The organism is Winogradskyella sp. 266wxhm, from assembly GCF_058964685.1.
This window is the reverse complement of record NZ_CM179559.1, coordinates 3459011-3472696: the sequence shown is the minus strand read 5'-3', so window position 1 is coordinate 3472696 and position 13686 is coordinate 3459011. Positions and strand designations below refer to the sequence as shown.

The following is a 13686-nucleotide window of genomic DNA, read 5'->3' as shown; positions in this document are numbered from 1 at the left end:
AATAAAGATTTACATCCAATCTTTGTCCTCAGATTCTACTTTATACAATAAATAGTTATTGATGTCATTAGCAGTTGCTAAATATATCTGTGGAATAGTAAGTGATTTTGAAGCTGAAAAGATTTTCACACTTGCCAATTGTCTTCTTTTTTGAAAAATAGTCTGCCGAATGGATACCGCTTGAATTTTTGAAATTTCTAAATAACTTGTGGTTAAATCTATCAATCCTCCACCTCCAACAGTGATGTATCGATCATCAATACTGTAATATTTTTTCTTGTATGAAAAGTAAATACTAAAACCAATGAATAGTACTATAGGTATATTCAAAAACAAATAGGTTGTCGGTAAAAAAGCTAAACCAATATTTATGATTACTAATGGTATAACACTTAAAAAGGCGGCTCTGTATATATAATAGTTGTGTGGTTTATGCTTTTCGTTATTCAAAGCTATTTGAGGATAAAATTTATCTAACAGCTCATGAATTTGATCATAACTCAAAGCAATAATATTAAACTTCTGGCGCTGTTTTTTATTCACCATGGCTTGTGTGAATGCCAATTGGTATAACCCTAAAGCTTTTTTAAAACGGTTTGTAGAAACTGTTGTAGTTTGTATTCTCGAAGCTATTAAACCTAGATTGATTTTATTAAACAAGCCCTTGGCGATTTCCATACCTTTTTCTGTTTTGGTAACGGTTAAATCAAAATTTTGAATTAAAACCTTAACCAATGAAAACAGAAAGGATATTATTGAAAGTATTACAACAATGGTAACATTAAACAGTATTAAACCCATTAAAGATTGGCTGTCTAAGCTGAATGTTTCCTCTAATTGGTCGTTTATACTAAGTTGTTCAACAAAATCCTTGACATCATTATATATACCAATTAGGAAACCAAAAACCAGAATAAAACTTTTTAAATGGTTTTCGCTAATACCTTCCAGAATTATACGTTTTAAGGATGCTTTAAAGTAAACCCTGTCTTCAGTTTCTTGTTCTACATCTTCTACTTGCTCTACTTTACTATCAGATAACAACAAACTTTTTAAAGCCTTAGCTTTATCACGAGGTAAAGCCATAATTTCAATTTCTGTTTTGTCATCACCTGCGGTTTCAATAGAGAGTGATACCACATTTATAAATTGCTGAAGTAAGTTTTGTTTGATGTAAACATTTTGAATTTTTCGCTTTGAAACAGATATCTCTTCTTTCTTTAGTATACCTTTTTTCAAAATGAAATAGTCTTTACTAACATGAAAGACAAAATTTCTGTAACGAAGTACTGCTATTAAAATCAAAATTGAAGGTACTCCAATTAAGGAAGCTAAAACTATTGGGCTCGTTAGATCAATAGATTTATCACCTTGGAAATACTTTAATAAAAAAGCTATGACTAGAATTATTGTAGCTCTGATAAATTTATAAGCACTTACGCCAAGAATTACGATAATCCCTTTTGCTGATTGACGTGAAGGTGTGTCAAAATTATGAGCGCTCATTAATAATATTGGTTAAAAAAGCGTATTGAGCATCGGCAACATCCTTAGGTAGTCCTTTAATAGAGATATCTCCTCCAGATTCTCCTGCAGAATACATTTTTAAAGTAGAGATATTCAGTTTACGCTCCAATAAGCCTCGAGATACTTCTATATGTTGAATTCTATTAAAAGGTAATGAGGTTGTTTTATTAATAAATAAACCCTGAGAGTAAATAATATCCTTTTCTCTTAGGGCATATTTTCGTTTTTTAAATCCAAGCTTCAGAATTACAACTTGAAGAATCAGTAATAGTACTATTCCTGAAATAATATACCAAAAAACATTGTGGAAAGAACTATCATTTACAGCAAAGATCTTGATGGCAATTGCAGCCGCAATAAAAGCTCCAAAAAACAGAAACGCGTTTATAAAAAGAATGGTTAAGTACCGCTTAGAAACAGCATGGTACTCTATATTTTCAATCTTTGGAAGATCTTCAATTTGTATTTGATGATTGGTAAAAGACATTTAGGAATTTGCTATGAGTTCTGCTATATCCAAAACAGAAATCTCTCCTTCCTTTTCTTTAGCCTTAACACCGTCCGTCATCATTGTATTACAATATGGACAACCTGTAGCTATAATATCTGGTTGGGTTTCTAAAGCATCTTCTGTTCTTAAAACATTGATATCTTTATTTCCTTTTTCAGGTTCTTTAAACATTTGCGCACCACCAGCTCCACAGCATAAGGCTGTGTTTTTATGGCGTTTCATTTCCGTTAAATTCGCATTTGTACTTTTAAGTACATTTCTAGGTGCATCGTAAACACTATTCGCGCGTCCTAAATAACAAGGATCATGGAATGTGATGCGTTTACCTTTATAAGTGTCTCCTTCGACTTTTAATCTTCCGCTTTCTATTAACTCTTGAATAAACTGAGTGTGGTGAATAACATCATAATTTCCTCCAAGACTAGGATACTCGTTTTTTAGACAATTAAATGAATGTGGATCGCAAGTTACTATACGTTTTACTTCGTAGCCATTAAGAACTTCAATATTCATCATGGCTTGCATTTGAAATAAAAACTCATTTCCTGCACGTTTAGCCACATCACCAGTATTACTTTCTTCTGCTCCTAAAACAGCAAAATCTACATTGGCTTTATTTAAAATCTTTACAAAAGCCTTTGATATTTTTTTTGCTCTATCGTCATAACTACCAGCAGAACCAACCCAGAATAAGATTTCTGGTTGTTTTCCTTCTACCATATAATCTGCCATTGTAGGCACTTTTAGTCCTTCGCTCATAATTTATTCATTTACCCAGTTTAAACGATCCATTTGATTATACGGCCATGGTGCTCCATTGTTTTCAATATTGGTCATCATATTGTTCAACTCCATTGGTGCAGCACTTTGCTCCATAACCAAATAGCGACGCATTTCTAAAATGATAGATAATGGATTAATACTTACAGGACACTCCTCAACACAGGCATTACAAGTAGTACAAGCCCATAACTCTTCGTTAGTGATGTAATCTCCCAAAAGCTGTTTGCCATCGTCTTTGAATTCACCATTATTGGCATCAATATTTTTTCCGACTTCCTCCAAACGATCACGTGTATCCATCATGATTTTTCTTGGAGATAACTTCTTACCAGTTAGATTCGCTGGACAAGCCGATGTACAACGACCACACTCCGTACACGTATATGCACTTAGTAATTGTACCTGACTTAAGTCCATAACATCACTTGCTCCAAATTTTGCAGGAGTTTCGTCCTCTGCTCCTTCTGGTGCAGCGGCAAACGGATCTGCGTTTGGATCCATCATTAATTTTACTTCGTTTGTTACAGCTTCAAGATTATTGAATTTTCCTTTTGGCTCAACACTTCCAAAATAGGTGTTTGGAAACGCTAACAAAATATGTAAATGCTTAGAATAGTATAAATAATTTAAGAATACTAAAATTCCAACAATATGTAACCACCAAGCTGTACGCTCAATGGCATGAAGTGTTCCTTCTGAAAAACCTTCAAATAATGGTGAAATAAATTGAGAAATAACATTCCCTGAAGCCATACTCTGAAATGAAGTATCTGTAGCATTCATCACTAAGAATAAACACATTAAGACGACTTCAAAATAAAGAATGATATTACCATCACTTTTTGGCCAGCCTTTCATTTCAGAACTTAGAAAACGTTTTAGTTTTATGACATTTCTACGTATCCAAAAGACAATTACAGATACTAAAACTAGAACTGCTAAAACTTCAAAAGCACCTATTAAAAAGCCATAAACAGATGTTGGTAAGACTTGAAGACCTATACGATGCGTACCAAAAATACCATCGATAATGATTTCTAAAACTTCAATATTTATAATAATGAAACCAACATAGACTACAATATGAAGAAAACCAGCAATAGGACGTTTTACCATTTTACTTTGCCCTAATGCAATACGTGTCATATTTTTCCAACGTTCAGATTTATGATCACTAACATCAACGTCTTTTCCTAGCTTAATGTTTCGGATGAGTTTTTTGATATTACGAGCAAAGTAACCAATACCAGCTATTAGTATTATTGCAAAAAGAATATTTGGAATGTAGTCCATAATAAAACAGTCTAATTATTATTTATTTGCTCCTCGGTTGGTTCCTCGTAAGGAATCTCTTTTTTAGAGAGGATACGTCTGTATCTTGCAGGATGTAACTTTATGTCGAGAAGTAATAATTGTAATTCTTTAGAGGCTGCTTCTAAATTATCGTAAAGCGCTTCATCTTTCATTAATTTTCCTAGAGTACCTTCACCATTATCAATAGTTGCTAATAAATTTTGTAGTGAGCTGATGATTTTATTTAACTCACCTATTGTATTAGAAAGCCCAGCATCTTTAAGCTCCGTAGTTAATGCATTTAAATCTTTACTGGTTTTATCGAAATTATCGAGAATTGATGAAATTTTTTCTTCGTTATTCTTTATCATACCCTGAACAGAATATGATGTACTTGCGAAAGATTTCAATGTTGTGTTTAATTCTGCAATGGCATTTTTTAGCCCTTTCTCAGAATCATCTTGTAAAAGTGCATTTAGATTATTCACCAGCGTATCTGTAGACTCCAAAGTTCCATCCAATCCAGAAGTTACCTTTGGTAAACTACTTTCTAAAGATGACATAAGACCTTGTTTTACTTCCGACTGAATATAATCTCCAGGTTTTGCTAAATCTCCATCATTGGCATCTACAATAGAAAGCGCATTGCCTCCCATAAGACCTGTTGGATATAATCTTGCAATACTATTTTTTGAAAATTTTAATTTAGGATTTACGGAAAACTCAACGATAGTTTTACCAGTTTGGTAATCATAACTTATATCTTCTACCTTACCTATTTTATTACCTTTTATAGTTACAGGTGATGAAGGGCTTAAAGCATTATAGTCGAATTGCGTATAGTACGTGTTGTTGTCGGAAAAAATATTCTTTCCTTTTAAGAATGTAAATAGATATAAAAATAAAGCAATCCCTAGTAAAACTAGTAATGCTACTTTGACTTCTCTTGAGACTTTCAATGGGCAATAGTTTGATTAAAAACAAAATTAGGAATAAATATATTAATAATGTTTTTAATTAGAAGCAGATTTTAACGCTTCGGAAACATCAATATTTTTTCCATCTCTGTAAGCCACAACAAAAGCATCGGGATAACCTGCTGATTGCGCCTTATCTTGAAGTGTTTTGGCTTCGTTATAATCTGATGTACTTCCTGTAAAATATTTGTAGATAGTTCCTTCTTTTTCTCGGGAAATATTTTCAAGACCTTTAAAGTTATAAGATTTTGGCTCTAATTCGTTAGAACTTGCGGCAATCTGTACCTTAAAAATTACTCCTTCAACAATCATAGGCTTGGTTTCTACTTCAGTAACCTCTGGCACTCCCACATCAAAAAGATGCGCACCAACGTTTTGGTCTAGTTCTTTTTTATATGAAATAATAGCATCTCTAATAGAATTTGCCATTTTAGACTGACCTGCTTTAGTATTAAGATAAGCGCCTTCACTTTTATTAGTTAAAAATCCTACTTCAACCAAAACACTAGGCATGTAGGTGTTTCTAATGACTAGTAGACTTGCTTGTTTTAATCCTCTACTTTTTCGTTTAGCATCTTTAATAAAATTGTCTTCTATTTTTCTGGCTAAAACAATACTTTGCTCTACAAAAACCTCTTGTTCTATACCAATGGCAATAGTAGATTCCGGTGAACTTGGATCAAAACCTGAATAGTTTTCTTTATAGTTTTCCTCAAGAAAAATTACTTCGTTTTCACGCTTGGCAACCTCAAAATTTCGTCCTGTATTCTTTTCACCTAAAACAAAAGTCTCTGTACCACTTGCTTGAGAGCTGTGTGCATTACAATGGATAGATACAAATAAGTCCGCATCTTCCCTATTTGCTATATTGGCACGCTCGTGCAATTCTATAAAAACATCGGTTTTTCTAGTATAAATCACTTTGATGTTTTTATCCTTTTCTAGCTCTTTCCCTACTTGCAAGGTTACGTTGAGTGCAATGTTTTTTTCTTTGTAGCCATTTCCTAAATTCCCAGAATCATGTCCACCATGACCAGCATCTAAAACCACTACAAATTTATCATCTTGAGCATTTAAGCCTTCAAAAGATGTTAAAGAAGTGATAAATGTAAAAACTAGAAATACTATTATATATTTACGCGTCGTTTGCATATTGAATTTAACGTTTTTTAATCTCGGATTATTACTCGTGCTATTAAGTAAACTGTATTTTTAAACTTTATTATTTTAATAAATTAATCACAAAAAAATATCTGTACTTTTGCGATTCAAAAACCGAGCCATACTTTTACAAAAATACATTTAAAAGGATTGCGTACAAATAGTCTACACATACTTTTTGCCCTGAGTTTTACAGTGTTTATCAACACTTTTAGCTTTGCACAAGAATTACCAAAAAAGAGTACTTCAATTCCTGCAAAGCAAAAAGCAGACTCTACAAATATTGCTATAGATTCACTTTTAAATGTGCCTGTAAACACTAAAGTAGTAGATTCTACAGATCAAGATTCGGTTAAAAAAGATGCTTTCCTTAAAGATATTGTAACCTATAAGGCCAAAGATTATGTTTCTATAAACCAAAAGGAACAGAAAATATACATGTACAATGAAGCCGTTGTTCTCTATCAAGACATGGAGATTAAATCGGGCATCATTGTTATAGATTACAGTAAAAACTTGGTATATGCTGGTCGATTAAAAGATTCTACAGGCTACTCACAAAAACCTGTTTTTACTCAAGGTGCTAATGTTATAGAGCCAGATTCAATTATCTTTAATACAGATACAAAAAAGGCTCTTATTTACAACTCGGTTACTGAACAAAGTGGTGGAACCATTATTGCCGAAACCACAAAAAAAGAAAACGATTCGGTATATTTTATTAAGGACGGTAAGTTTACTACCTCTGAAAATTTAGATGATCCTGAGTACTACATTAAGATGAATAAAGCCAAAATTGTTCCTAATAAAAAGGTGGTTACAGGCTTGAGTCAAATGTATATTTATGATGTGCCGACACCTTTAGTAATGCCTTTTGCCTTTTTTCCTATGTCTAAAAAGCAAACATCTGGAATCATTTTTCCTTCGTTTGGTGAAGATACTGGTAACGACAGAGGTTACTTTTTACAAAATGGTGGTTACTATTTTGCTATTAGCGATTATGTAGATTTAGCGGTTCTAGGAGACTATTACACCAATGGTAGTTATGGTATACGAATGGAAAGTAATTATGCTCTCCGCTATAAGTTTCGTGGAAATATGAGTTTTAGGTATGAGAACTTATTGACTAGCGAACGTGGCTTCCCTGATTTTGCTAAAAACACAATTTATAACATTAGATGGTCACATAGCCAAGATGCCAAAGCTAATCCTAGTTCACGTTTTTCGGCTTCAGTAAACTTGGGTAGTAGTCAATATTACCAACAATCGGTAAACCAGCTAAATCAAGCAAACTTCTTGAATAATACTTTAGCATCGTCAGTATCGTATTCAAAATCCTTTCAAGGCGAGCCACAAGTAAACATTAGTATGTCTGCTACGCATTCGCAGAATACAAGAACAGAAGCTATCAATCTTACTCTACCAACCTTTCAAGGTTCTATGAGTAGAATTTATCCTTTTGAACCTAAAACTGGAACTAAGAAAGGTGCTATTCAAAATATAAATTTTCAGCTGAATAGTAGAGCTGAATACCGCATTAATACCACGGATTCTCTTTTTGGAAAAAGTGAAATGTTTGATGATGCTGTTACTGGTATGCGCCACAGTATTCCTGTTACGACCAACTTTAAAGTCTTTGACCATTTTAGTGTAAGTACAAGCGCGAATTTTGAGGAAACTTGGACTTTAAAAACCATAAGAAAAACCTACGATCCTATAGAAGATGAAGTCATCGATATTGAACAAAATGGATTCGATCGTTTTTTAACTTATAATTTTGGTGCTAGTGTTGGTACAACATTATACGGTATGTACAATTTTCAACGTGAAGGTAAAGACCCAAAAATACAAGCGATAAGGCACGTTATTAGACCATCGTTGAGTTATTCTGTAAGTCCAGCATTCGATCAGTACTACGAAACTTATGAGGTTATTGATGCTGACGGTACAACCACCGAAGAATACACACGTTTTGAAAATTCTCTCTATGGTGTTCCAGGAAACCGCTACTCTAGTAGTTTGGGTATTACTATAGGTAATAATATTGAAGCTAAAGTACGCTCTAAAGATTCAACCAAAACAGAAGCTGAAAAAGTTTTCATCCTAAACAACTTAAACTTTTCTACATCTTACAACCTTGCTGCCGACTCACTAAACTGGAGTCCTGTGAGAGTTTCTGGTGGTACTCAAATTTTAAATAAAAAAATGAGTATTAACTTCGGAATGACTTTAAATCCTTATGCGTTAGATAATAACAATAGAGTAATTAATACCTACAACATCAATAACGGTGGAAGCTTATTCCGATTAACTTCGGCTAATATCAATATGAGCTATACGTTATCTAATGATAGTTTTTCTGGTACGGAATCTGAAAAAGACAAAGCTTCAGCCCAAGAAGCAGCACGCTCAGGTGGTAGAACCGACGGACTCTTTGGTAAAACAGAAGACTTTGCAGATAGGAGACTCACAGATGATGATAGAACTGAAAACGAAGAAGAAAACAACGAGCTGTACAATTATAAAATGCCTTGGTCTTTACGACTAGCCTATGCTGCCAACTACAACAACACACGAAGAGAAAATGAGATTTCCTCGCACTCTCTGATGTTCTCAGGAGACATAGATTTATCCCCTCGATGGACAATAGGTGCCTCGTCTGGTTACGACTTTTTAAACCAAGGGTTCACTTATACACAATTACGCTTTGAGCGTGACCTTTTAAGCTGGAGAATGAATTTTACTTGGGTACCTTTTAGTACTAGAGCCTCTTGGAATTTCTTTATTGGGATTTCCTCTAACCTACTTAAAGATCTTAAGTACGATCAACGTCGTCAACCAGATCAACGTGTTGGAAATTAATCCGATTTTTCTTTTAAATTTACCTATTGTTTAATCTTTAAAAATGCTGTTTTACAGAAACAGTTCAGCATAGTATGAAAAAAATAATCAACACTACAAAAGCACCTGCTCCTATTGGACCTTATAATCAAGCTGTTTTAAGCGGAAATACCTTATATACCTCTGGGCAAATTGCTCTCAATCCTGAAACTATGGAATTGGTTTTAGACGATATTAAAACCGAGACTAAACAAGTGATGGAAAACATGAAAGCTGTTTTAGAAGCTGCTGACATGACGTTTGACAACGTCATTAAAACCTCAATTTTCATCAGTGATATGAACAACTTTGCGCAAATCAATGAGGTGTATGGGAGCTATTTTAATGAAGATACAGCTCCTGCCAGAGAAACGGTAGAAGTGGCTAACCTGCCTAAGTTTGTGAATGTGGAAATTAGCATGATTGCGGCGTTGTAATTCTTATTATATACCTGTTCAGATTATTTATAAATGTGAGAAATTGAATAGAGAACTATTCGGTTACCATTAATAACTTCTCGATACAAAATTCTTCCAGAATTCCACTCGAAATGACGATAACCTAATAATAAAACAATAGCATATATAAATTGAAAGGCTTACGTCAGTTCGAATGATTTCGAATGGCTGCTGAGCCTGTCGAAGTAGCATGAGAAATTGTATCGAGAACTATTTGGTTACCATTAATAACTTCTTGATACAAAATTCTTCCAGAATTCCACCCGAAGTGACGGTAACCTAATAATAAAACAATAGTGTATATAGATTGAAAGGCTTACGTCAGTTCGAGTGATTTCGAATGGCTGCTGAGCCTGTCGAAGTAGCATGAGAAATTGTATCGAGAACTATTTGGTTACCATTAATAACTTCTCGATACAAAATTCTTCCAGAATTCCACTCGAAGTGACGGTAACCTAATAATAAAACAATAGTATATATAGATTGAAAGCCTTACGTCAGTTCAAGTGATTTCGAATGGCTGCTGAGCCTGTCGAAGTAGCATGAGAAATTGTATCGAGAACTATTTGGTTACCATTAATAACTTCTTGATACAAAATTCTTCCAGAATTCCACTCGAAGTGACGGTAACCTAATAATAAAACAATAGTATATATAGATTGAAAGCCTTACGTCAGTTCGAGTGATTTCGAATGGCTGCTGAGCCTGTCGAAGTAGCATGAGAAATTGTATCGAGAACCATATTATAAGCAAACCAACTATAAACAATTGTTAATAAAAATCACCAAGGCTTCTGTGCTTTTGATGATTTCCTTTTTTACAGAACTCGTATTTTTGAGAGTAACCAAATTTCTCCAAAGATGCGTATAGAACACGATGTAAAACTTGGCTTTAAAGATGTAATGTTTCGTCCCAAACGTTCTACCCTAAAAAGTAGATCTGAAGTCACTTTAGAACGCGATTTCACCTTTTTAAACAGTAAAGCTGAATGGCAAGGCGTCCCAATTATGGCTGCCAATATGGATACCACAGGCACTTTTGAAATCGCTAAAGTACTTGCCGACCATAAACTCTTTACAGCCATACACAAACACTATACGCCAGAGCAATGGCACGCATTTTTAAGCAATGCTCCAACCAATATTACAGACTTTATTGCCATAAGTACTGGTACAGGACAAGATGATGCCAATAAACTAAAAACCGTTTTTAACCAACATCCTGAATTAAAATTCATCTGTATTGATGTCGCCAATGGTTACTCTGAGCATTTTGTAGAATTTGTAAACAAAACCCGTAATCTTTACCCTAACAAAACCATTATTGCTGGTAATGTGGTGACAGGCGAAATGGTAGAACAACTCCTACTCTCTGGTGCCGATATTGTAAAAGTAGGCATTGGTCCTGGTAGCGTTTGTACGACACGTGTAAAAACCGGAGTGGGTTATCCGCAGCTCTCTGCCATTATAGAATGTGCCGATGCAGCTCACGGTTTGGGAGGCCAAATTATTAGCGATGGTGGTTGCACCACACCTGGTGATGTTTCCAAGGCTTTTGGTGCTGGTGCCGATTTTGTAATGTTAGGTGGCATGTTTGCTGGCCATACCGAAAGTGGTGGCGAACTTATAGAACGTAACGGAGAACGCTACAAACAATTTTATGGTATGAGCTCTGCCACTGCTATGGATAAATATGTTGGTGGAGTTGCCGAATACAGAGCCAGTGAAGGCAAAACTGTAGAAGTGCCTTACAAAGGTGATGTTAAAGATACCTTACAAGATATTTTGGGAGGCATACGTAGCACTTGTACCTATGTTGGTGCGGCACGTTTAAAAGAACTCACCAAACGCACTACTTTTATACGTGTCGCGGAACAGGAAAATCAAGTGTATAATGGGTAGGTTTGGAGATTGCGCTTATCGTGTTTGTGTAAGATTAGTTGCGTGTTTAAGCACCTAAATTAGCAAATAAAAACTGAATAGAAAATTCGGAAGAATTTTCGGAATTAAGCCAAAAACTAGCAATTAATTTTACACGGTGTTGGCAAATCGTTTTTTTTAGTTATTACTTTCTTAAAACTCATTCAATATTTTAATTAAATTCAAATAAAAACCTACATTTGTAAACAAAATCATTTTTAAATTTAAATGTTAGAATTTTTAAAGCCTATTTCTGAAAATCATTCGATTAGTAGAGCTGTAGCATCTGTATTCATACCACAAGCTTTTTTAAAACCACAAGATGTCTTTGAAAAAACAAAGGAAGTTCAAGGTTTTAAGAGTTATCCTAAAAAAGGAATGTTGAAGGCTACAACCATTAATATTAATAACAACAATTTAGGAATTACTAACGAGCAAATTAAAGGTTTTATATTTGAAAGCTATGATGAAAAAGGTTCGATAAATAATGTTTTTAAATTAGAAAACAGTAAAGAAAATCAATCTGTTCTGTCATTAGAGAATAGAAAATATAAGGATTGGGATACATTTAAAAATCAGCTAGGTTCAGATTTGAATTCGTTCTCTGGTGTGAATGACTTCTATGTTGAAGCAATAAGTTTAAATTATAGAGATGAATTTATATGGACTGATAGAAACTCACCTATACCTGTCGCTGATATTTTTAATATTGATTCAGAACTTTTAAACAAGAAATTTTTATCTTCTAAAAACGGAACTTTAGTTTTAGTTTCTCAAGGAAATGAAGAAGGTGGTTTTACATATGAAGAAAGAACTGAAATAACTTTCAACAATGATATTAAAAGAATAATAATTGACCATCAATACGCTCAAAGGTTTGGTGATATAAAATTATTTAGTAACTTAAACGAACATAAGAATTTTAGCTCTCTTTATGATTCAGCACATTTAGAGAACAAAAAAATTCTTAAAGATATATTGACAGCAGAAAGTCAGAATTTAATAAAATTAAAGTAATTATGGCATTATTAACTAGTTTGTTTACTTTAAATCCAGAAGTCGAAAAGTTTAGTTTTTTAAATCGAAGTAATATCGAAATGGAAAGTTGTTACCTTGAAGAAGAAATTGTTGACTTGAAGCATACTTATCATTTTACAGGAATTACAAGTAATGAAAAGTCAGACTTTTTAAAAAGTCATATTTTAGATTTTTTTAATTCAGCCGATGCCAATGTCAAGATATCTGCGGATGTTCTAGCTCAATGTTATTCTTTTATCGATAATCTTTACCCGAGTGTTTTAGAACAATTAGAAATTGATGATGTTTATAGTACGCCATATGGTACTGTCGTTTTTGACTGGGAAAAAGATGTGGATAATGCTTTTTCATTAGAAATCGGTGCTAAAGAACTTGGATATTTCATAGAAGTAAATGGAACTGATGACAAGCAAGTAGATTCATTAGTATTAGATGAATCTAAAAACGAATTACTACAAGATTTATCTAGCTTCTTATCAGTTTAAATGCCCATACTAATACCAAAACAAATTGCCGATGATGAAATTTTGGTTCATTTTATTTTTGACCGAAATTTTAAAAACAAAATTATAGCAGAGGAAAAGCTTGTTTCCAAAGATATTTTTTTGCCTAATAAAGGTGGTGTTTCATTTCAACGGAATTTATATTGTGAAGAGAGTAAATGTAAAGATTTCGCAAAAGGTGTTGCGATTGGAAAAGTCTACATAGGTTTTATAGTCTTTAGAAAATCTCATTTTGAGAAAGTAAAACAAAATTATATTCAAAATGAGAGAAATGAATTCGAAGCTGATATTTTCTCTACGCCTTTAGATGAAAAATTCCAATACTTGCCTAAAGAAGCTGAAGTTTATACTGATACACCTGGAAATCCTGCACACGCTGATTTAATTTATGAAAATCCTGCATTAAAAGAAAATGAGAGCCCAAATACTGCGATTAGGTCTTTTTCGAGAAAGTTGTCAAAAGATTGTAAGCTTATAATTGATAATTATCCATTGTCAGACTCCTATGATGATGTCGAATTCAAGAAGGTTGTCTGATGAAATGTTTGCCAACGTTAAGATATAGTTCCGTTTCAATGAACTATATCGATTGATAAGCGAAGTTAGCTTTTTCTAAGCATAGTTTCTATACGTAAC

12 protein-coding genes are annotated in these 13686 nt (G+C 33.6%); 6 read left to right on the top strand and 6 right to left on the bottom strand.

Annotation, left to right across the window (positions count from 1 at the left end):
• Positions 1-9: 9 nt before the first annotated feature.
• The 6 genes from AC2H4K_RS15640 to AC2H4K_RS15615 are packed head-to-tail and all read right to left on the bottom strand — an operon-like array spanning position 10 to position 6243.
• The gene (locus tag AC2H4K_RS15640) at positions 10-1506 is read right to left on the bottom strand and encodes a PH domain-containing protein (protein ID WP_493742599.1); all 1497 of its coding nucleotides are present in this window, start codon (positions 1504-1506) and stop codon (positions 10-12) included.
• On the bottom strand, positions 1493-2014 hold the full coding sequence (locus tag AC2H4K_RS15635) for a PH domain-containing protein (protein ID WP_493742598.1): 522 nt from the start codon (positions 2012-2014) through the stop codon (positions 1493-1495). The genes AC2H4K_RS15640 and AC2H4K_RS15635 overlap by 14 nt, the downstream gene beginning before the upstream one ends.
• Positions 2015-2797, bottom strand: a complete 783-nt coding sequence (locus AC2H4K_RS15630) for a (Fe-S)-binding protein (RefSeq protein WP_493742597.1) — start codon at positions 2795-2797, stop codon at positions 2015-2017.
• Positions 2798-2800: 3 nt separating this feature from the next.
• The gene (locus tag AC2H4K_RS15625) at positions 2801-4114 is read right to left on the bottom strand and encodes a 4Fe-4S dicluster domain-containing protein (protein WP_493742596.1); all 1314 of its coding nucleotides are present in this window, start codon (positions 4112-4114) and stop codon (positions 2801-2803) included.
• Between the two features lie 11 nt (positions 4115-4125).
• A complete protein-coding gene (locus tag AC2H4K_RS15620; RefSeq protein ID WP_493742595.1) occupies positions 4126-5073 on the bottom strand; it encodes an MlaD family protein in 948 nt (315 codons plus the stop codon).
• Between the two features lie 54 nt (positions 5074-5127).
• The gene (locus AC2H4K_RS15615; protein ID WP_281139604.1) at positions 5128-6243 is read right to left on the bottom strand and encodes an N-acetylmuramoyl-L-alanine amidase; all 1116 of its coding nucleotides are present in this window, start codon (positions 6241-6243) and stop codon (positions 5128-5130) included.
• A gap of 159 nt (positions 6244-6402) precedes the next feature.
• Between AC2H4K_RS15615 and AC2H4K_RS15610 the strand changes: the two genes are divergently transcribed.
• From AC2H4K_RS15610 to AC2H4K_RS15585, 6 genes are all read left to right on the top strand, one after another.
• A complete protein-coding gene (locus AC2H4K_RS15610) occupies positions 6403-9114 on the top strand; it encodes a putative LPS assembly protein LptD (RefSeq protein ID WP_493742594.1) in 2712 nt (903 codons plus the stop codon).
• Between the two features lie 74 nt (positions 9115-9188).
• On the top strand, positions 9189-9569 hold the full coding sequence (locus AC2H4K_RS15605; protein WP_281139606.1) for a RidA family protein: 381 nt from the start codon (positions 9189-9191) through the stop codon (positions 9567-9569).
• A gap of 881 nt (positions 9570-10450) precedes the next feature.
• Positions 10451-11491, top strand: a complete 1041-nt coding sequence (locus AC2H4K_RS15600) for a GMP reductase (RefSeq protein ID WP_493742593.1) — start codon at positions 10451-10453, stop codon at positions 11489-11491.
• Between the two features lie 246 nt (positions 11492-11737).
• Entirely contained in the window at positions 11738-12526 is a 789-nt protein-coding gene (locus AC2H4K_RS15595) for a TIGR04255 family protein (RefSeq protein ID WP_493742592.1), read from the top strand.
• A 2-nt stretch (positions 12527-12528) separates the two neighbouring features.
• The gene (locus AC2H4K_RS15590; protein WP_493742591.1) at positions 12529-13032 is read left to right on the top strand and encodes a hypothetical protein; all 504 of its coding nucleotides are present in this window, start codon (positions 12529-12531) and stop codon (positions 13030-13032) included.
• Positions 13033-13587: a hypothetical protein gene (locus AC2H4K_RS15585; RefSeq protein ID WP_493742590.1), complete on the top strand. Its 555-nt coding sequence runs from the start codon at positions 13033-13035 to the stop codon at positions 13585-13587.
• Positions 13588-13686 lie beyond the last annotated feature (99 nt).